The 20929-nt window shown below is 69.3% G+C and carries 16 protein-coding genes; 5 read left to right on the plus strand and 11 right to left on the minus strand.

Translation table 11 applies throughout. From position 1 onward, the window contains the following. Window positions 1–96 precede the first annotated feature (96 nt). The 4 genes from CAL11_RS01945 to CAL11_RS01960 all read left to right on the plus strand — a co-directional run bounded on the left by CAL11_RS01945 (window position 97) and on the right by CAL11_RS01960 (window position 6651). Complete coding sequence (locus CAL11_RS01945) at window positions 97–975, plus strand: hypothetical protein (RefSeq protein ID WP_086094497.1); 879 nt, start codon at window positions 97–99, stop codon at window positions 973–975. Window positions 976–1050: 75 nt separating this feature from the next. Beyond that, the gene (gene hemE / locus CAL11_RS01950) at window positions 1051–2127 is read left to right on the plus strand and encodes a uroporphyrinogen decarboxylase (protein WP_033460942.1); all 1077 of its coding nucleotides are present in this window, start codon (window positions 1051–1053) and stop codon (window positions 2125–2127) included. Window positions 2128–2433: 306 nt separating this feature from the next. Next, window positions 2434–4542, plus strand: a complete 2109-nt coding sequence (locus tag CAL11_RS01955; RefSeq protein ID WP_086092000.1) for a primosomal protein N' — start codon at window positions 2434–2436, stop codon at window positions 4540–4542. A gap of 39 nt (window positions 4543–4581) precedes the next feature. After that, on the plus strand, window positions 4582–6651 hold the full coding sequence (locus CAL11_RS01960; protein WP_086092001.1) for a UvrD-helicase domain-containing protein: 2070 nt from the start codon (window positions 4582–4584) through the stop codon (window positions 6649–6651). Window positions 6652–6797: 146 nt separating this feature from the next. On the opposite strand, the gene CAL11_RS01965 is transcribed toward CAL11_RS01960, so the two are convergent. The 10 genes from CAL11_RS01965 to CAL11_RS02010 form a co-directional block, all read right to left on the minus strand. Further along, entirely contained in the window at window positions 6798–7931 is a 1134-nt protein-coding gene (locus tag CAL11_RS01965; protein ID WP_086092002.1) for a M20 family metallopeptidase, read from the minus strand. A gap of 42 nt (window positions 7932–7973) precedes the next feature. Continuing rightward, entirely contained in the window at window positions 7974–8879 is a 906-nt protein-coding gene (locus tag CAL11_RS01970; RefSeq protein ID WP_033460930.1) for a hydrolase, read from the minus strand. Between the two features lie 2 nt (window positions 8880–8881). Further along, the gene (locus CAL11_RS01975) at window positions 8882–9892 is read right to left on the minus strand and encodes an ABC transporter ATP-binding protein (RefSeq protein WP_086092003.1); all 1011 of its coding nucleotides are present in this window, start codon (window positions 9890–9892) and stop codon (window positions 8882–8884) included. Beyond that, complete coding sequence (locus CAL11_RS01980; RefSeq protein WP_033460924.1) at window positions 9889–10872, minus strand: ABC transporter ATP-binding protein; 984 nt, start codon at window positions 10870–10872, stop codon at window positions 9889–9891. Before CAL11_RS01980 ends, CAL11_RS01975 begins: the two co-directional genes overlap by 4 nt. Continuing rightward, on the minus strand, window positions 10869–11789 hold the full coding sequence (locus CAL11_RS01985) for an ABC transporter permease (protein ID WP_033460921.1): 921 nt from the start codon (window positions 11787–11789) through the stop codon (window positions 10869–10871). The genes CAL11_RS01980 and CAL11_RS01985 overlap by 4 nt, the downstream gene beginning before the upstream one ends. 7 nt (window positions 11790–11796) lie before the next feature. Continuing rightward, window positions 11797–12774, minus strand: a complete 978-nt coding sequence (locus CAL11_RS01990; protein WP_033460919.1) for an ABC transporter permease — start codon at window positions 12772–12774, stop codon at window positions 11797–11799. Window positions 12775–12832: 58 nt separating this feature from the next. After that, window positions 12833–13876, minus strand: coding sequence for a succinylglutamate desuccinylase/aspartoacylase domain-containing protein (locus CAL11_RS01995; protein ID WP_086092004.1), 1044 nt, complete (start codon window positions 13874–13876; stop codon window positions 12833–12835). Between the two features lie 48 nt (window positions 13877–13924). Further along, window positions 13925–15553, minus strand: coding sequence for an ABC transporter substrate-binding protein (locus CAL11_RS02000; RefSeq protein WP_033460915.1), 1629 nt, complete (start codon window positions 15551–15553; stop codon window positions 13925–13927). Window positions 15554–15845: 292 nt separating this feature from the next. After that, entirely contained in the window at window positions 15846–16082 is a 237-nt protein-coding gene (locus CAL11_RS02005) for a hypothetical protein (protein ID WP_086092005.1), read from the minus strand. A gap of 126 nt (window positions 16083–16208) precedes the next feature. Next, window positions 16209–17069, minus strand: coding sequence for an NAD(P)H-hydrate dehydratase (locus CAL11_RS02010; protein WP_033460912.1), 861 nt, complete (start codon window positions 17067–17069; stop codon window positions 16209–16211). A gap of 87 nt (window positions 17070–17156) precedes the next feature. On the opposite strand from CAL11_RS02010, the gene CAL11_RS02015 reads away from it, so the two are divergent. Next, on the plus strand, window positions 17157–17978 hold the full coding sequence (locus tag CAL11_RS02015; protein ID WP_086094498.1) for an enoyl-CoA hydratase/isomerase family protein: 822 nt from the start codon (window positions 17157–17159) through the stop codon (window positions 17976–17978). 92 nt (window positions 17979–18070) lie between these two features. Here CAL11_RS02015 and CAL11_RS02020 read toward each other — a convergent pair whose 3' ends face one another. Further along, on the minus strand, window positions 18071–20752 hold the full coding sequence (locus CAL11_RS02020) for an autotransporter outer membrane beta-barrel domain-containing protein (protein WP_086092006.1): 2682 nt from the start codon (window positions 20750–20752) through the stop codon (window positions 18071–18073). Window positions 20753–20929: the final 177 nt, after the last annotated feature.

The raw sequence follows: 20929 nt of genomic DNA on the forward strand, positions 1-20929 counted from the left end.
CCTGCGCAATCTCCGCAGTGTGGCGATTGCGAATGGCGGCGCGTTGTCCCGACGCGCTAGGCTATGGCCCTGCTCATCGTGAATGAGGCCCATGCCATGCGTGCACTTCTGGATTGCGCCGTACTCGTCATGCCCGACCAGCCATCGTGGGTAGGCGCGTGGCTGGCCGCCGCGCGCGGCCCGCAAGCCCGCCTGGCCGAGCGCCTGCGCCTGCACGAATACCCGTTGGGCGGGCGCGATGGGCTCGCGCTGGGGCAGGCCGCCATGCGCCTGCGCCGCTTCGATGCGCTGCTGCTGCCCGTGCAGGCTTCCACGCTGGGGTGGGCGCGTATCGTGCTGGCGCAAGCCAGCCCGGCATTGAGCACCCCGGTGCTGGTACTGGTGCGCGACCTGACCGCGCCGGCCATCGCCGACCTGTTGCGGCTGGGCGCGCGGGATTTCCTGCGTGCGCCCGCCTGCCTGGAAGAGCTGCGCGTCCGGGTGTCGCGCGCCTGGCGCGGCATCCCTTCGCCGGCGGCGCCAGACGCCCGGGCCGCCGCGGCTTCGGGCGCAGATCCCGGCGGCGGCCGCGCGTCCGGCGCGCCGCCAGATCAGGGCGAGGGCGGCGGCCATCGCCTGCCTGGCATGCCGGAGGCCGCCGATGCGCCGGCAGGCGCCCCGTACCTGCTTGCCCAGCCGCATGCGCCCTATGCCGTGGCGCCGGGCGACACCCGGATGGCGGCGCAGCGCGAGCTGCCTTTCCGCCAGGCCAAGGCGCAGGTGGTGGGGCGCTTCGAGCGCGCCTACCTGCGCGGCGCCCTGGCGCGCCATGGCGGCAACGTGGCCCAGGCGGCGCGCGCGGCCTGCAAGCACCGGCGCGCGTTCTGGGCCCTGATGCGCAAGCATGGCATCGATGCCCGGCCCTATCGCGAAGGCCTGGCCAGCGCGTGGCCCTGCGAAACCGCGCCGCCCTGGGACCCCGCCGACGAGGCCTGAACGCAGCTTTCCCGCCCCGCGGGCAGGAAATTGCCAGGGCAGTAAAATCACGGCTTCCGATCACCAAGGATAGTCGTGTCTGTTGCCCCTTTGAAGAACGATGTGTTCCTGCGCGCCCTGCTGCGCGAGCCCGTACCATACACGCCGATCTGGCTGATGCGTCAGGCCGGCCGTTACCTGCCGGAATACAACGCCACACGGGCCCGTGCGGGCTCGTTCATGGGGCTCGCGCAAAATCCCGACTACGCCTGCGAAGTCACGCTGCAGCCGCTGGCGCGCTACCCCCTGGACGCGGCCATCCTGTTCTCCGATATCCTGACCGTGCCGCACGCCATGGGCCTGGGCCTGGATTTCGCGCCCGGCGAAGGGCCGCGTTTCGCCCATCCGGTGCGCGATGAGTCCGATGTGGCAAAGCTGGCGGTGCCCGACATGGACAGCTTGCGCTATGTGTTCGACGCCGTGCGCACGATACGCCGCGAACTCGATGGCCGCGTGCCGCTGATCGGCTTTGCCGGCAGTCCCTGGACCATCGCCTGTTACATGGTCGAAGGACGCGGCAGCGACGACTATCGCCTGATCAAATCGATGCTGTACGGCCGGCCCGATTTGCTGCACCGCATCCTGGAGATCAACGCCGAAGCCACGCGCCACTATCTCAACGCGCAGATCGATGCCGGCGCGCAGGCTGTGATGCTGTTCGACAGTTGGGGCGGCGTACTGGCCGATGGCCTGTTCCAGCAGTTTTCGCTGGCGTATACGCGCCGCGTGGTGGAAGGCCTGACGCGCGAGCGCGAAGGCCGCCGCGTGCCGGTCATCGTGTTCACCAAGGGCGGCGGGCAGTGGCTCGAGGAAATCGCCGCATGCGGTTGCGATGCCGTGGGCCTGGACTGGACGGTGAACCTGGGCTCGGCGCGCCGCCGGGTGGCCGACGCGGTGGCGCTGCAGGGCAACCTCGATCCCATGACCCTGTTTGGCGGCGCCCAGGCCGTGCGCGCCGAGGCGCGGCGCACGCTGGACGCGTTCGGTCCGGTCGGCAAGGGCGGCCACGTGTTCAACCTGGGGCACGGCATTTCGCAATACTCCCCGCCGGAGGTGGTCAGCGAGCTGGTCGACGAAGTGCACACGTACAGCCGCGCACTGCATGCGGGGTAAGTGGACGCTCCGCTTCCAAACGGCCGGGGAAGGCGCTGCCGTGCCGAGTTGTGCACAGCAGCGCAAAGTTTCGGGAAAACCCCCAAAACCTGCCTCGTAGTCTGGAAAATATATATAAGCTCATGAATTCAAAAGAAAAATATGAGCTTATTGCAGATATGAAGCAGAGCCAGGCAGGCACCGTCGTGAAAGCTCGCACGCTTGTTAGCGTTTTTTCCCCAAAGTTATCCACAGGTTGGAAACTTGTGTGGATATCACTATGAGGCGCCGCAGGGTTAGCGCCAGAATCCAGAATTCACTTTAAGTATGAGCGACGCGTCTTCCGCCGATCCCGCCTGGCCCGCCGCCGATGCGTCGGACGTCTGGGTGCGCGTTGCGCTGGATGTCCCGTTGCCGGGGCCGTTCGATTACCGCAGCGCAGCGCCATTGCCGCTGGGCGCGCGCGTGATCGTGCCGTTCGGGCGGCGCAAGCTGGTCGGGGTGGTGGTCGACCATCCCGACCAGCCGTCCATCGACCCGGCGCAGGTGCGCGAGGTCGAGCAGCCGCTCGAAGACCTGCCGCCGATGCCGGCCGACTGGATGCGGCTGGCGCGTTTTGCGGCCGACTATTACCAGCGCCCGCTGGGCGAGGTCATGCTGCCGGTGCTGCCGCCGCCCCTGCGCAAGCCGTCGGCCTACCAAGGCAAGCGTTCCGGCCTGGGGCCGGTGGCGCGCCTGGACGCGCGCAAGCCGCGCGCCGCGGCAGCGGCGGCGGCGGCGGCCGAGCCGGACCAGGCGCCCGAACTGAATGAGGCGCAACGCCAGGCGGTCGATACCATCGGCGCGTTGTCGGCGTTCCAGCCGGTCCTGCTGCACGGCGTGACCGGCAGCGGCAAGACCGAGGTGTACCTGCACGCGGCGGCGCGCGTCTTGCAGGCGGGGCGGCAGGTCCTGCTGATGGTGCCCGAGATCAACCTGACGCCGCAGCTCGAAGGCGCCTTGCGTGCGCGTCTGGAGGCGCTGGTCGGGCCGCAGGGCGTGGCCATCCTGCATAGCGGGCTGGCCGATGGCGAGCGCGTGCAGGCGTGGGCGCGCGCGCAGCGCGGCCAGGCCCGCCTGCTGCTGGGCACGCGCATGTCGATTTTTGCGCCCCTGCCGGAGCTGGGCCTGATCGTGGTCGACGAAGAGCACGACCCTTCCTATAAACAGCAGGAAGGCCTGCGCTATTCGGCGCGCGACCTGGCCATCTGGCGCGCCCGCGACCTGGATATCCCGGTGGTGCTGGGGTCGGCCACGCCGTCGCTGGAGAGCTGGCAGCATGCCGAGCGCGGCCGCTACCTGCGCCTGACGCTGCCCGGCCGGGCGCGCGCCAGCAGCCTGCCGGAGATTCGCCTGATCGACACGCGCCGGCTGCAGCTCAAGCAAGGGCTGTCGCCGCAGTTCATCGAGGCGATCGGCCAGCGGCTCGAGCGCGGCGAGCAGTCGCTGGTGTTTCTCAACCGGCGCGGCTATGCGCCCGTGCTGCATTGCGCGTCATGCGCCTGGGTCAGCCATTGCCCGCGCTGCTCGACCTTCACGGTGCTGCACCGCGGCCCGGGCGCCGGCGGCTATCGCCTGCAATGCCACCACTGCGGCTACCAGGCGCCGGTGCCGCGCGCCTGCCCGGAGTGCGGCGACCAGGACCTCGAGCCCATGGGGCGCGGCACGCAGCGCATCGAGGAGCAGCTGGCCGAGTGGTTCCCGCAGGCGCGCATCGCGCGCATCGACGCCGACAGCACGCGCCGCAAGGGCAGCGCGCAGGCGCTGTTCGCGGCCGTGCACGCCGGCGAGGTGGACATCATGGTCGGCACGCAGATGGTGGCCAAGGGCCACGACTTCGCGCGGCTCGGCCTGGTGGGGGTGCTCAATGCCGACTCCATGCTGTTCGCGCACGACTTCCGCGCGCCCGAGCGCCTGTTCGCCCAATTGATGCAGGTGGCCGGGCGGGCAGGCCGCCATGCCGCCGGCGCGCAGGTCCTGATCCAGACCGGCTATCCGGAGCAGCCGGTCTACCAGGCCCTGTTGCGCCACGATTACGCCGGCTTTGCGCGCCATGCCCTGCAGGAGCGGGAGGACACCGGGTTGCCGCCGTTTGCCTACCAGGCGCTGCTGACCGCCGAGGCGCGCGAGCTGACGGTGGCGCAGGGCTTCTTGCAGCGCGCCCGCGACGTGGCGACGGGCGAGCCATGGCCCGGCGTGGACGCGATTACACTCTACGATCCCGTGCCGCTGCGCGTTGTGCGCGTGGCCCATGTCGAGCGCGCCCAGCTGCTGATCGAAAGCGCCAGCCGCCCCGCCCTGCAGGGCTTCCTGACGGCCTGGACGACCCGCCTGCCGCAACTGGCCGCCGAGGCGCGCGTACGCTGGCAGCTGGAAGTCGATCCGCTGGAGATCTGAGCGGGCCGGCATCCGCTCGAACCCGTACCCTGACCGAACATGTCCGCAAGCGATACCTCGATAGGCAGTGGCCTGAACCCCGCGCAGAAAGAAGCCGTGCTGTACCTGGACGGGCCGTGCCTGGTGCTGGCCGGCGCGGGCAGCGGCAAGACGCGCGTCATCACGCAGAAGATGGCCTATCTGCTGCGCGAGTGCGGCTACATGGGCCGCAACGTGGTGGCGCTGACCTTCACCAACAAGGCCGCGCGCGAGATGGCCGAGCGCGTCAAGACCCTGGTCGATCCGAAGCTGGCCAAGGGGCTGACCATCAGCACCTTCCATGCGCTGGGCGTGCGCCTGCTGCGCGAAGAGGCGGCTCATGCCGGCCTCAAGCCCCAGTTCTCCATCCTGGATGCCGATGACGCCATGAGCATCATCCAGGAGTTGCTGGCGACCACCGACCGCGGCCGGCTGCGCGAGGTGCAGTCCATCATCTCGCTGTGGAAGAACGCGCTGCTTACGCCGGACCAGGCGGCCGCCGCCGCCATCACGCCCACCGAAGTCGAGGCGGTGACCGTCTACCGCGGCTATGCGGCGACGCTGGCGGCATACCAGGCGGTGGATTTCGACGACCTGATCCGCATTCCCGCGGAACTGCTCGAGCGCAACGAAGAGGTGCGCACGCGCTGGCAGAACCGGGTGCGCTATCTGCTGGTGGACGAGTACCAGGACACCAACGTCTGCCAATACCGCCTGGTGCAGCTGCTGACCGGCGTGCGGGCCATGTTCACGGCGGTGGGCGACGACGACCAGGCCATCTACGCCTGGCGCGGCGCCACCATCGAGAACCTGGCCAAGCTGACTACCGACTATCCCAGTCTCAAGCTGATCAAGCTGGAGCAGAACTACCGTTCGGTGCAGCGCATCCTGGCCGCCGCCAACAACGTGATCGAACGCAACCCCAAGCTGTTCGAGAAGAAGCTGTGGTCGGACCTGGGCCATGGCGAGCCCATCATCGTCTCGCCGATGAACGGCGACGAGCACGAGGCCGAGTCCATCGCCATGAAAGTGTCGGCGGCGCGCTTCGAGCGCCAGGCGCAATGGAAAGACTTCGCCATTCTGTATCGCAGCAATCATCAATCCCGCGTGCTGGAGCAGGCGCTGCGCAACCTGAAGATTCCGTACACCATCTCGGGCGGCCAGAGCTTCTTCGACAAGGCCGAGGTGCGCGACATCCTGGCCTACCTGCGCCTGGTCGCCAATGACGAGGATGATCCCGCCTTCATCCGTGCCGCGACCACGCCCAAGCGCGGCATCGGGCAGAGCACCCTGCAGACGCTCGGGCAATATGCCGCGCAGCGCCAGTGCTCGCTGCTGGCCGCGGTGGACGAGGCCGGGCTCGAGAGCCTGCTGGCGCCGCGCCAGCTGGAGCCGCTGCGCACCTTCGCCGAATTCGTGCGGCGCATCCAGTGGCGCGCCGGGCGTGGCGTCGAGGGCCAGCCCGCGCGCGCGCTCGAGCCGGCCGGCCAGATCCTCGATGACCTGCTCTCGGCCATCCAGTACGAACGCTACCTGTACGACATGCTGGAAGAGCGGCCGGCGCAGACGCGCTGGCAGAACGTGCTGGAGCTGACGGGCTGGCTCAAGCGCAAGGCCGAGGAGGACGGCATGACGCTGTTCGACCTGGTGCAGCACGTCGCGCTGGTGACCATGCTCGAGCGCGGCGAGGAGGAAGAGCCGGACGCGGTCAAGCTGTCCACCCTGCACGCATCCAAGGGGCTGGAGTACCCGCACGTCTACCTGGCTGGCGTCGAGGAAGGCCTGCTGCCGCACCTGGGCAAGGACGACGAGGACAGCGGCGACCCGGCGCGCGCCGCCGAGACCCTGGCCACGCGCATCCAGGAAGAACGCCGCCTGATGTACGTGGGCATCACGCGCGCGCAGCGCAGCCTGAACCTGAGCTGGTGCAAGAAGCGCCGCCGCGCGCGCGAGGACGTGGTGCGCGAGCCTTCGCGCTTCATCGAGGAGATGGGCCTGGGCGATGCGAAAGTACAGGAAGACGAAGCCACCCGCGCCATGAGCCCCAAGGAGCGCCTGGGCATGTTGAAGGCGCTGCTGAAGAAGGACTAGCGCTGCAGAGGGGCTGGCGAGGAGCCTGTCCCCACGGGGGCAGGCGCCGGAGCGCTGCGGGGGGGGCTGACACTAGATGCCTGTCCCCGCGGGACAGGCACCCATGGTCCCGCAGCGGAACTGGCGCTGCAGGGACAGGCGCGCCGTCAGTGGAGTTCTTTCAGCAGCAATTCCCAGAACCGCATGCGCGCGGCCAGGGTGGACACCAGGATGTATTCGTTGAGGGTGTGCGCGCCGTCGCCGTCGGCGCCCAGGCCGTCCAGGGTCGGTACGCCCATGGCCGAGGTGAAGTTGGCGTCGCTGCCGCCGCCGGTCATGGGGGCGTCTTCGAGCGCGAAGCCGGCCTTGGCGGCGAAGTCCTGCGCCCGTTGCAGCAGCGCGGTGGCGGCTTCGGTCTTGACCATGGGCGGACGGTTGAGCTCGACGTCGATGTCCAGCTCGATGTCGGGGCCGACGGCGCACAGATTGCGCATGCGGCGCAGCACGTCTTCGGCCGCGCCCATGTCGGGCACGCGGAAGTCGACCACGCAACGGCATTGGGCCGGCACGGTATTGGTGACCGTGCCGCCGGCGATCGTACCCACGCTGACGGTGATGCCGCGCTCGTAGTCGGTCATGCTTTCCAGTTCCAGCACCTGGTGCGCCATTTCGCGGATGGCGCTGCGGCCTTTCTCGTGCTGCATGCCCGCATGCGCCGGGCGGCCCTTGACGTTGAGCCGCAGCATCCCGGTGCCCTTGCGCGCGGTCACGCACTTGCCGCCGTTGGGGCGCGCCGGCTCGCACACCAGCGCGTACTTGGCGCGCGCCGCGTAGTGCTCGATGTGTTCGCGCGAGGCGTGGCTGCCGGTTTCCTCGTCGGGCACCAGCAGGAAATCGACGGGCAGGGCGGTGGCGTCCGGGCTGGGCAGGCCGCGCAGGGCCGACAGCGCCAGGTAGATGCCGGCCTTCATGTCATAGCTGCCCGGCCCGTACAGGCGGTCGCCGTCGATGCGGCAAGGGTTGTCCCGCAGCGTGCCGACGGGATGCACGGTATCGATATGGCCGAGGATCAGCACGCCGGGGCGCGTATCGCCGGCAGCGCGATTGGTGGCGTGGACCAGCGGGCCGACTTCCGCGTTCAGCGGACGGATCTCCACGGCCAGCCCGACCGCGCGCGCGTATTCGGCCGCCAGGTGCGCCATGGCGGTGACGCCGGCCGGCGAGTTCGAAGGGGATTCGCATTGAATCCAGGACTGGATGCCAGCTACGAGCTGGTCGGTGTCGGGAAGCGTGGTCGTCATGGCGTGGGCGTCTAGTCGGTAGGGCGGATCGAGGGGGGACGGTCAGGCCGATTGCGAGCCGGCCAGGCGGGCCAGTTCGGCTGCGTCGGGCATGCGGCCGTCGAACCAGAGGCTGGCGCAGACTTCGGACATCGCCTGGCCGTCGTGGCCGATGCCCGGCACGACCTGCAGCTGCCAGCCGAACGGCAGGCCGCGTTGCTCGGCGGCGCGCCGGCCGGCTTCGTAGTAGTGCCGCGCGCGCGCATAGCGGTGCGGCCCCTGGCGCAGCGCCGCCGGCTCGGACGGCAGGTTGGGGTCGTCGGTGGCGGTGTCCTGGTCGCCGGCCAGGATGGTCATGGGGTAGGCCAGCAGGCGGGCCAGGTGGTCTTCGGTCAGGCCCACGCCGTCCAGCCCTTCGGGGAAACGGTGCTCGAAGGTGGGCAGGGTGTACCAGCCCGGGTTGGCGGCCGTCACGGCATGGAACGGCGCATGCGGCTGGCTGCTCATCAGGCGGTGCACGAACTGGCCGCCGGCCGAATGGCCGAACAGATAGACCTTCTCGCAGTCCGCGATCTCGGCGGCGCGGATGTTGGCCAGCACGCGCGCCACCAGGGCGTAGGTCCAGCCGTCGACGTGGCGCGGATTGCCGGCCGCGGTGTAGGCGCGGCCATTGTTGTAGCTTTCGACGCCCGGCCAGATTTCTTCCGAGAAGGTCGGCGCGACGATCAGCAGTTTGTGGCGATCGGCCGCGGGAATCCAGAAATCGCGGTAGTCGGCGCCATTGCGCAGCACGCCGTGCTGCACCACCACGACCGGCCGGTCAGGGGTGTAGCCGTAAGGGCGGTATGTATTGAGCGTGAACGGGCGGTCGGCGTTGCGGTCGTCGTCCAGGTAGGCAATGGCGTTGCGGCCCGCGTGGCCCAGTTCCAGGGCAATACGGTCGGCGTTGGTCAGGTCGGCGGGTTTCATCTTCAGCTTGCGGTGTCGTTCAGGTGGCAGGCCGAAACATGGCCTGGCGCGATTTCACGCAGTACCGGCGCCTGTTCGCGGCAGCGCGGCATGGCATGCGGGCAGCGCGGATGGAAGGTACAGCCCGACGGCGGATCCAGCGGCGAAGGGATCTCGCCGCGGATCGGCGTGAAGACCCGGCCGCGCCGGCCTACGTCGGGCACTTCGGCCATCAGCGCCTGCGTATAGGGGTGGTTCGGATGGGCGAAGATTTCCGCCGAGCTGGCCTGCTCGACGATCTTGCCCAGGTACATGATAGCGACCCGGTCCGAAATATGGCGCACCACGCCCAGATCGTGGCTGATGAACAGATACGTCAGGCCGCGCTGTTCGCGCAGGTCCATGAACAGGTTGATGACCTGCGCCTGGATGGAGACGTCCAGCGCCGCCACCGGCTCGTCGCAGACGAGGAACCTGGGCTCCACCATCAGGGCGCGCGCGATGCCGATACGCTGGCGCTGGCCGCCCGAGATCTGGTGCGAGTAGCGCTCGCGGTATTCGCGGTCCAGGCCCACTTCCGCCAGCGCGCGGTCGACCCGCGCCGGGATCTCGGCCGGCGGCGCCAGCTTGTGCACCTTGAGCGCTTCGGCCAGGATCTGGCGCAGGCGCTGGCGCGGGTTGAGCGAGGCCTGCGGATCCTGGAAGATCATCTGCACGCCCAGGATATAGGCAAGCCGGTCCGCGCCGCGCAGTTGCGCCGCCGGACGGCCCTGGTACAGCAGTTCGCCGGCGCTCTCGCGGTGCAGGCCGGCAACGACCCGTCCCAGGGTCGATTTGCCGCAGCCGGATTCGCCCACCAGGCCCAGCACTTCGCCGCGGCGCACCGACAGCGACACGCCGTTGACGGCATGCACGGTGCGCCGGTCCAGCGGCTTGCCGGTCAGCGCAAGCAGGCGCTGGGCCATGTCGGGACGGTGTTCGAAGCGCTTGTGCACGTCGCGCAGTTCGATAACGGGCAGGTCTGAGGTTGTCATGCGGTAGCGGTCTCGCTGGCGATGGGCACGTAGCAGCGGTAGCTGCGCGGACCTTCCTGAGTCACGGAAGGGGCCTGTTCGGTGCAGCGCGTCACGGCGTTGGGGCAGCGCGGACGGAAGGCGCAGCCCCATGGGCGCGCCGACAGCGTCGGCGCCATGCCATCGATCTGGCGCAGGCGCGCGCCGGGCTGCGTCTGCGCCGGCATCGATTCGAGCAGGCCGCGCGTGTAGGGGTGGCGCGGCGCGTCGAGCACGGCGTCCACCGGCCCCGATTCGACGATGCGGCCCGCATACATGACCGCGACGCGGTCGGCCAGCTCGGCCACCACGCCCAGGTCGTGCGTGATCCAGATCAGCGCCGTGTCGTGCTGGCGGCAGATTTCCTGCATGCGGTAGAGGATCTGCCCCTGGATGGTCACATCCAGCGCCGTGGTGGGTTCGTCGCAGATGATCAGGTCAGGCTTGTTGAGCATGGCGATGGCGATCGCCACGCGCTGGCGCATGCCGCCGGAGAATTCGTGCGGGAAGCTGCGCAGTCGCTTCTCGGGCGACGGGATGCCCACCATCTCCAGCGCCTCGCGGCAACGTTCCATGGCCTGGGCGCGCGAGACGTTCTCATGCGTGAGGATGGCTTCGGCCATCTGTTCGCCGATGCGCAGCACCGGGTTCAGCGTCATCAGCGGATCCTGGAAGATCATCGCGATGCGATTGCCGCGCAGTTGCCGCATCTGCTCTTCGCTCAGCTTGCGCAGGTCCTTGCCCTTGAAGCGGATCTCGCCGTCGACCACTTCGCCGGGCGGGTCGATCAGCCCCAGCAGCGAGAACCCGGTGACCGATTTGCCCGAGCCGGATTCGCCGACCAGCCCCACGATCTCGCCGCGGCGCACGACCAGGTCGACGCCGTCGACGGCGGGCCAGGCGCCGGCTTCGGTATGGAATGCGGTGCGCAGGCCGCGCACGTCCAGGAGAATTTCTTTCATGCTCGTCGCGGGTCCAGGCTTTCTCGGAGGCGATCGCCCACGATGTTGATGGAAAGGATCAGCAGCAGCAGCGCCAGGCCGGGGAACAGGCTGATCCAGTAGTCGCCCGACAGCAGGTACTGGAAGCCATTGGCGATGAGCAGGCCCAGCGAAGGCTCGGTGACCGGCACGCCCACGCCCAGGAACGACAGCGTGGCTTCCAGCACGATGGCGTTGGCGATCTGGATGGTGGCGAACACCATCACCGGCGCCATGCAATTGGGAAGCAGGTGGAACAGCATGATGCGCCAGGCGGGAAAGCCCAGGTTGGCGGCCGCCTCGACGTACTCCTTGCGGCGCTCCTGCAAGGCGCGGCCGCGCATGATGCGCGCGTAGTGCGCCCATTGCACCACCACCAGCGCCAGGATCACCTTGTCCACGCCGCGGCCCATCATGGCCAGCAGCACCAGCGCCACCAGGATGGTGGGAAAGCCGAGGATGAAATCGACGATGCGCATCAGGACGGCGTCGAGCACGCCGCCGGCATAGGCGGCCAGCAGGCCCACCAGGCTGCCGATGGCGGTGGCCAGCACCACCGCGGTCAGGCCCACCAGCAGGCTGATGCGCAGCCCGTACAGGATGGCGCTGAACATATCGCGCCCCTGGTCGTCGGTGCCCAGCCAATAGAAGCCGCCGTCCATGGTGGGCGAGCGCGGCGGCAGGCGGCCGTCGAGCAGGTTCAGGCTGGCGAGGTCGTAGGGGTTCTGCGGCGCGAAGTACGGCGCCAGCAGGATCAGCGCCACCAGCGCCAGCAGCGCGATGACCGAACCGCGCACGGTGGGGCGGCTGTGCAGCTTTTTCAGGATCTGGGCGCGGCGCGGCGTCTCCGACAGGGGGTGGACGATGCGCGTGCGGCCGTTGCTCGGGGGATTTGCCATGTCTGACCTACTGTGCGGGGGCGACCAGTTGCACGCGCGGATCGAGCGCGGCGTAGAGAATGTCGACCACCAGGTTGATGACGACGAAGATCAGCGTGACCAGCATGACATAGGCCACCACCACGGGGCGGTCGAGCTGGTAGACGCTGTCGATCAGCAGCTTGCCCATGCCGGGCCAGGCGAAGACGGTTTCGGTGATGGTCGAATAGGCGATCAGGTGGCCGAATTCCATGCCGATCACGGTGACGACCGGGATCAGGATGTTGCGCAGGATGTGGCGGCGCACGATGCGCCCGGGCTTGATGCCCTTGGCGCGGGCGAACTTCACGTACTCCTGCGATTGCGCCTCGGCCACGCCCGAGGCGGTCAGGCGCAGCACCAGCGCCACGTTGGCGACCGCCAGGTTGATGGCCGGCATGATGACGTGCGACCAGCCATCCAGCGTCAGGATGGACAGCGGCACGCCGAACAGGTCGGCGGTGTCGCCGCGCCCCGAGGCGGGCAGCCAGCCCAGCCAGACCGAGAACAGCAGGATCAGCATCATGCCCTGCCAGAAATTGGGCAGCGAGAATCCCAGCACCGAGGTGGCCATGATGCCGCGGCCCAGCGGCTGGTCGCGGTGCAGGCCGGCCACCAGGCCGAGCGGGATGCCGATGGTACAGGTCAGGACGATGGCGACCAGCACCAGCTCGAACGTGGCCGGGATGCGCTGCAGGATCAGCGAGATGGCGGGAATGCCGTGGACGAACGAGTTGCCCAGGTCGCCATGCAGGGCGCGCCAGAGGAAGTTGCCGTACTGCTGCCATACCGGCAGGTCCAGGCCCAGGCGCGCGATCATGGCCTGGCGTGCCTCCGCGCTGGCCTCGGGGCTGACCAGCAATTCGATCGGGTCGCCCACGGCGTAGACCGCGAAGAACACCACGACCGAAACGGCCAGCAGGACGAACAGGCTTTGTATGAGCCTGCGCAGGATGAACAAGGCCACGTTATGGATTCCTTGGTGGTCTTCGAAAGACCGGTCCGGCCGTCGCCGGCCCGGCCGGTCAGATGGGTTGGGCCAGGCGCACCACGGTCACGCCCGGGCGCAGGTTCGCCAGCGAGGGCATGATCAGCACGCAATCATCGTACGGCGTGGCGACCGGCTCGCCATCGGACCAGCCGATGACCGTGCCGGCGCGCGCAATCTGTTCCAGCCCCCGCCACGGCCGGGCAAAGCGGAAATCCGCGCTGCGCGCGGCCACCGCATGCGTGACGCGCAGCGCGCGCTGGCGCGGCGCCGCGTCGGCCAGCCAGCCGGCGGGGATATCCTCGGCCGCCAGGGTGCCGGCCTCCAGCAGGAAGCGCGCCAGGATGTCCCGCGCAACCGCGCGGCTGGCCGGCGCGCCGTGAAAGCCGCACTCGATCAGCAGCGAGCGCGTGCCGTTCTCGCCTTCGGCGCCGAAGCGGCCGTAGTCGCGCAGGCGCACGCCGGCCGCGTGTCCCGCGTCGGCGACCAGGTGGGCCGGGTTGCCCAGCCTGAGCGCCAGCTCGATATTGCGCGCTTGCGTGCCGGTCAGCAGCAGCGGTTCGTCGGCATTGCTCATCGAGTGGAAATCCAGCAGCCAATCGGCCTGTTCCACCCACGGCAGCAGCGCACGCGCGCGGTGGCGCTCCTGCGTTTCGGGCGCCGCCAGCTTGTCGGCGCTCCAGACGCGGTTCATGTCTTCGTCGACGAAGCGCGCCGGCGCGTAGTTCAGCGGATCGAAGCGGTCGAACGCCGCCAGGTTGCAGAACGCCAGCGTCAGCTTGCCACGGCGCGGCCGCAGGCCGGCTGCCAGCGCGTCCTTCAGCGCCCAGGCGCCGCACAGCTCATTGCCGTGGATCAGCGCCGTCAGCAGCACGTGGCGGCCCGGCAGGCCCGCGTCGAAGTGCCAGACGCCGGGTGTGGCGCTGTTGCCTACGCGCTCGGCGTCCAGCCTGGGACAGGCGAGTTCGAACGGGCGGACGGCGGCGACGGCGGGGGGCGGGGACATGGCAACTCCGGAAAGCGGCTCAAATTGTATAGGGGTTACAACTACGGCCCGCTGAAATGCGTAGGGGCGCCGCATGGCGGCGCCCCTGTCGCGCGGACGGAACGAGCCCGTCCGGCCGCATGCCTACTTCTGGTCGGCGGGCTTGACCGACATGGCCAGCGTGAACTGGTCGCGGCGGCCCTCGTACGCCAGGCCCTTGCGGAAGGCCCAGATACTGCTTTCGAAGTGCAGCGGGATCAGCGGCACGTTGTCCAGCGCGATCTGGGTCGATTGCTGCAGCAGCTTCTCGCGCTTGGCCACGTCCACCGTCACCAGGGCCTCGGTGAACACCTTGTCGAACTCGGCGTTGGAGAAACCGCCATAGTTGCTGGTGCCCAGGCTCCTGGGCGAATCCAGCGACGCCACCCACAGCTGGAACAGCGCCGAGGCTTCGCCGACTTCAGCCGGCCAGCCGCCCATCGAGAAGCTGAACTCGCGCTTGGCGCGCTTGGGGAAGTACAGCGAGGCCGTCATGGCGTCGACATTGGCCTTGATGCCCACGCGCGACAGGTACTGCGCCACGGCCTGGGCGATCTGGCCGTCGTTGACGTAGCGGTCGTTGGGCGTGGAGATCGTCAGCTCGAAGCCGTTTGCGTAGCCGGCCTCGGCCAGCAGCTTCTTGGCGCCTTCCGGGTCGTACTTGATCTCGGGGGCGTTGGGCACGCCGCCGAACATGCCGTCGGGCATGTACTGGTAGGCCGGCGTGGCGATGCCGTCCATCAGGCGCGTGACGATGGTCTTGCGGTCGATGGCCATTGAGATGGCCTGGCGCACGCGCAGGTCCTGCAGCGGGTTCTTGCCGTCTGCGCTCTTGACCAGCGGGCTGGGATTGCGGCCCACATCGGGCTGGAAGAAGATCAGGCGGGTCGAGGGCGTGGCCACGAAGCCGAACTGCGGGTTGCTCTTGATGCGCGGCAGGTCGCGCGCGGCAGGGTTTTCGATCACATCGAAGTCGCCCGACAGCAGGCCGGTCAGGCGCGGGCCCGCGTTGGGTACCGGCACCATTTTCACGTCCTTCCAGTACGGCTTCGGCCCCCAGTAGTTGTCATTGCGCTCCAGCTCGATGCCGGTGCCCTTGACGTACGACTTCAGCTTGTACGGGCCGGTGCCGATGGCGTCCTTGCCGTTGTTGAAGTCGGCGACGGTCGGCCACGGGCCGGTCACGCCACAGCCTTCCTTCGGGTTGAACGTCAGCTTGCCGTGTTCGACGATGCCGTTCCACACGATGGGCAGCGAGCGCGCCAGTTCGGCCGGCAGCAGCGGCAGCGGCGCGGCCGTCTTGATGATGACGGTGTGGGCATCGGGCGTCTGCACGTCCGCGATGCGCTTGGTGGTGTCCATGTAGGACTGCGAAACATTGGTTTCGTTGTTCAGCGTGCGGCAGATCGTGAACAGCACGTCCTCGGACGTGAACGGCTTGCCGTTGGAGAACTTGACGTCGTCGCGCAGCTTGAATTCCCAGGTCAGGTCGTCCAGGTTCTTCCACGAGGTCGCCAGCGCCGGAACCAGCTTCATGTCGGCATCGCGGCCGATCAGCGAACTGTAGACGTGCGCCGAGAACGCGTCGTTCTGCGTTTGCTTGTGATAGTGGGGGTCGGCGGACGTGGGTTCGGACGACAGGGCGATTTTCAGCGACTGTGCCGATGCGCTGCCGGGCACGGCCGCCAGGCCGGCGCTGGCGGCCAGCAGGGCCAAAGTGGTGCGCAACTTCATGGTGACAACTCCGGGTGGATACCGGCGCGATTATCGGTAGCCGGATCGCGCGTTGTCAACGCGATGCGACAGCCCATGGGCGCGCGGGCCCGGGATGTTGTCGGCGGGGGGATGCGGGGAAGGGGGGACGGAAGAAGCGCTGCGTCTGCCAGACAGGCCAGACGCAACGCGGCGGCGCCGCGAGGGAGGCAACGGCGTCGCCTGCCATCCGCCGGCCGAGGCAGGCCCGGCGGGTGGCAAGGCCGGTTCCGGCCGCGTGACTGCGTGCGGGCCGGAACCGGCGGTCAGCCGATTACCACTGCGAGCCGGTGTAGTGGGCGCTTTGGGCGCGGGCGCGGTTCATCGATTCGTTGACTTCGTCGATGAAGGCGAACACGGCGCGCACACCGCGGCCGATGCCGGCGGCGGCAGCCTTCGCGGCGGCCAGCGGGCGGATGGTGTTCGATTGGTCTTCCATAGCGCCGCGCAGCAGTTCACGCTCCAGCGAATCGGTCAGGCGGGCGTTGTGGCTAAGGGTCAGGTCGCTCATGGCTTACTCCAGTACGTTTCGTCTAGGTGTAATCCATTATAGGGAAAACCCTAGGTACTTGGCAAGCGAAATTCAGGGTTTACCCTAGGGTGTTGCAAAAACGCCTTTTTCAGCCGTTTCAATCACTTAGGCGCGGCTGTTGCGCAGGCGCCGGGCGCTATCTGCCAGTTCGCCGGCGGTCAGGCCGATGGGTCCGACCCCGTGCGTCACCAGGGCGTCGGCGGCGGCGCCGTGCAGCCACACCGCGCCAGGCACGGCCTGCTCGGGCGCGATGCGCTGGGCGAGCAGGGATCCCAGGATGCCCGCCAGCACGTCGCCGGTACCCGCCGTGGCCAGCCCCGGGTTGCCGGTGCGGTTGATCCGGCAGGCGCCGGCTGGGTCGCAGACGATGCTGCCCGCGCCCTTGAGCACGATCCAGGCGTTGTAGCGCGCGGCCAGCGCCCGGGCGGCGCCGGGCCGGTCCGCCTGCACGGCCTCGGTGGACAGGCCGAGCAACCGGCCCGCTTCGGCCGGGTGGGGCGTGAGGACGACCGGGGCATCGCCCCAGCGCGCCTGCACGGCGCCGGCGGCCAGCAGGTTCAGGCCGTCCGCGTCGAGCACCAGCGCGGCGTCGCCGCGCAGCTGGAACAGTTCGGACAGGGCGTTGGCGGCCAGCGCGTCCATGCCGCAGCCGCAGCCGGCCGTCCAGGCGTCGATGCCCAGGCCCGCTTCCAGCAGGCCGCGGAAATCGCGCAGCATCAGTTCGGGCTGCATGGGGTCGCAGGGCAGCGGCGGGGTGTCGGCGACCAGGCCGACCAATACCTTGCCGGCCCCCACTTTCAGCCCGGCGCGGGCGGCCAGCAGCGCGGCGCCCACCATGCCGGGGCCGCCGCCGATCACGCCCAGGGTGCCGCAACTGCCCTTGTGGGCGTCGGTGGGCCGGGCGGCGAACAGGGCGGGCAGGTGCTGGCGCTCGATGGCCGGCAGGGAGGAGGAAAGGGTATCCATGCGGTGAAACTCCGGCGGGCGGCGGTGCCGCTTTCCACTATAGTGCCCCAAAGCCGGGCCGGCCGGCCACGCCCGATGGAGACGAACATGAGCGACACAGATACCAACCCCGAACACTATGCCCGCTACCGGGCCTTGCGCATCCGCCGCCATCCGGAGGGCATCCTGGAGCTGGTCATGGGCGCCAAGGACGCCAGCGGCAAGCTGTCCACCGCCGACGAGCACCTGCACCGCGAACTGGCCGATGTGTGGCGCGACATCGATACCGACGACCAGACCCGGGTCGTGGTGATCCGTGGCGAAGGCAATGGGTTCTCGGGCGGCGGCGACCTGGGGCTGGTGCAGCAGATGGCCGACGATTTCGAGGTGCGCACCCGGGTCTGGCGCGAGGCGCGCGACCTGGTCTACAACATCATCAACTGCAACAAGCCGATTGTTTCGGCCATGCATGGCGCGGCGGTCGGCGCGGGGCTGGTGGCGGGGCTGCTGGCCGATATTTCGATAGCGGCCCGCGACGCGCGCATCATCGACGGCCATACCCGGCTGGGCGTGGCCGCCGGCGACCATGCCGCCATCGTCTGGCCGCTGCTGTGCGGCATGGCCAAGGCCAAGTATTACCTGTTGCTGTGCGACGCCGTCAGCGGCGAAGAGGCCGAGCGCATCGGCCTGGTGTCGCTGTGCGTGGATCGCGCCGAGCTGCTGTCCAAGGCCTTCGAGGTGGCCGGCCGCCTGGCGGCCGGCTCGCAGACCGCCATCCGCTGGACCAAGTACGCACTGAACAATTGGCTGCGCATGGCCGGCCCGTCGTTCGATACGTCGCTGGCCCTGGAGTTCATGGGCTTTGGCGGGCCGGACGTACACGAAGGCATCAAGTCGCTGCGCGAAAAGCGCCCGCCCGATTTCCGATGACCGCGCGGACTTGCTCCATTCCGGCGCCCGGCGCCAGTCCCCGCACGAGGACTGGCGCCGGGCGCCGGTTGCCGCGGGGATGGGCTGCTCGCTTACCAGCTGTACCGGTAGCCCGCGTGCAAGGTCCACGGGATGGCCAGCTTCGGGCCCTTTGAGTACTCGTACGAGGCATACAGGCCATGGCCGCGGCCCAGTGCGGCGGCCACGCCCAGGCCCAGCTCGGCGCGCGCACCGCGCAGCTCGGTGCGATGCGCGATGCCGTTGGTGCGTACCGTACCCGCGCCGTTGAACTCCTGCAGCACGCTGGCCTTGAGGTAGGGCTGCACCTGCCCGCCGCCTGCCAGTTCGATGCGCTTGCCGATCTCCAGGCCCAGGCGGCCCAGCACCGAGCTGCCGCCTTCGTCGCGCACCCGCAGGCCGTTGGCCGCGCGGTACGAACCGCCGCCGGCCCGGAACGCCGCCAGCTCGGCCTGCGGCTCGGCGAACCAGCCGTCGGCGCGGGCAAAGCGCCAGCCCGCCTCGATCGAGGCGCCCACCCCATGGGTGCGGTACTTGCCCTTGACCGCGCGCCCGTCGCTGCCCACCACCTTGAAGTCGTTCTCCAGGCGGCTGGCGCGCAGCGTCGCGTCCAGGTAGAAGCCGCTGTTTGCGATATAGGTGGCATAGCCCCCGACGTGCACGCTGTCGGTGTGGCCGCCGCCGTCGTCGGTGAAGCCGCGGTCGCCGCGCGTGTAGCCGGCCAGCCCGCCCAGGTGCCAGCGCCCGCCGGCCACCGCCACCGCGTGGTCGGCGCCCAGCTCGAAGCCGGCCACCTTCTGGTCGAAGCGCCGCCCGGCGCGGTTGCTCAGTTGCTGGTGCTGGCCGAAGCCGCGGCCCCAGGCGCCGCCGGCGTCCGGGTTCAGGCGCAGCTCGCCCAGGCGCTTGGACAGCGCATTGTTCTCGGCGTACCAGAGCGTGCTGGCCGCGCCCACCCCGCCGGTGTTGACCGCCGCGTTGGCGGCGGCCGAAAGTTCCCTGTCCGCCGGCGGCCGCGGCGCGGGCACGGGTGGTTCAGGCTGGGGCGCGGGGGGCGCGGGCTCGGGCTCCACCGGGGGCGCGGGGGGCGGCGGCTCCGCCAGCGCCCAATTGCCCTTGCCATCGGCCATCAGCTGATAGCGGTAGGTGCCGATATCGACCTTGCCGTCCTTGTTGGCCAGGCTGAAAGCGGCCGTGCTGCCCTGAGGGGTCCGGACCAGCGTCATGGCCCTGGCATTGTCCGGTTCGTGGCCGCTGTCCTGCACGCGCAGCCGATGCTCGCCGGACGCGCTGCCGGTCACGACCAACTGGTCGGATTGGCCGGCGGCGGCATTGCTGTTCATCTGGAATTCGCCGCCGTCGCCCTCCAGCGTTGCGAGCGTGAGCGTCTTGTAGGCGTGGCCGTCCTTGTGCTCGAACACGACGCGGCCCTGCTGGCCGAGCGTCAGCTTCTTGAGCGAGGACGACGCGGTCAGCGTCCAGGTGCCCGCGTCGATGGCCAGCGCGTTCAGCACGCTGGTGGCGCCCCGCCATTGCGCGGCGCCGGCGATCCGCATGTCGAGCCGGCCCGGCGCGCCGCCGTACATGGGCGGCACGAGCGGCGGAGCCACCTGCACGCCGTCGGGCAGCCGCGTCACGATGTCGCCCTCGGCCTGGGCGCCCGAATCCAGCGTCAACAGAAATGGCTTCGTGCCGCGATGATGCAGCAGTACGGCGCCTTGCGCGCGCGCCCCGTCCTGCAGGGTGATCGCCGCCTGCGACGCGTCCGACGGGTTGGCGGCGCTGAAGCCCGAGCTGGTGCGGATGGCCGCGCCTTTCGGGGCGGCCAGCATCCCGCCTTTGGCCATGAAAGTGCCGTCGACGATATCCAGCGCCGCCCCGCCTTGCCGCGCCGTGACTGTCGTTTGCGTCAGCGTGGCGTGGCCGAGATCGATGCGCAGCCCGACCCAGCCGTCGGCGATCGGATTGGCGGGGTCCTGGCCGGTATCCTGGATGGTGCCGCTATCGAGTTGCACGCTTCCTCCACGCATGACCTGCAGGCCGCCTCCAGCGCCCTGGATGCGGGTACTGGTCGCGCTGAACTCGCTGTGGCCTCCGACCCGCACGGCGCTGGACGAGGTCGACTTGCTGGTGACGCTGCCGCCGGTCATTTCGACGCGCGTGGGCGAGGCCGCCTCCTGCGAGCCGCTGGCATGCAGGCCGTATCCTTCCTGGACGGTGATGTCGCCGCGCGTGAACGTCGCCTGCGCGCCGTCCTGAATCGAGACGCCGGCGCTATGCGCGGCAAAGGGCACGTTGACCAGGTGGACCGCCGCATCCGCGCCGCTGGCGTCCAGCACGCTGCCTGCCGTTGCGCCCTCGTTCTTGTTGGTCACGCGGGTGCCGGTCATGAGGAGCGTGCCGTGCTTGACGACGACGGTGGCCATCTCGCGCAGCGTGGTGCCGACAGCCCCCACCAGCGTGCCCGACGAGCTGACCATGCCGCCGGTGACGGTCAGCGTCGCGCCGGGTTTTTCCATGAGGATGCCGGCGGCGTAGCGGCCGCTGACATCGATGTCCATATTGGTGGCGGCGGACGCGTTGCTGGCGTCGCTGGCCTGTATGTGGATGCCGTGGTCCTGTTGGCTGGTTTTTCTGATGGTCTGGCTATTCCAGTCGGCCTGGGCGCCGAGAGGTATGCCCAGGGTGCCGGCGGCGAGGAAGCACGCAGTGCGGCGCAGGGTTGGGCGAGCGGAAGTTGCGGCAGGGGTAGTGGTCATGGCAGGTCGGGAAGGGCTCGCGCCGGCCATGATGTCGTCGATGCACAGGGACCAGGACGCGGTGGTTGAACACGAGCGTCATGGTCATTCCGATAAGAGAACGGCTTCGCAAGAGGCCGGGCCTGGAGCCGGCGGAGATCGCCACGACGCGCACCAGATGGTGCTGGCGTGGCGTCG

It is taken from the genome of Bordetella genomosp. 6 (assembly GCF_002119705.1).
GTDB classification, from domain to species: domain Bacteria; phylum Pseudomonadota; class Gammaproteobacteria; order Burkholderiales; family Burkholderiaceae_B; genus Bordetella; species Bordetella bronchiseptica_F.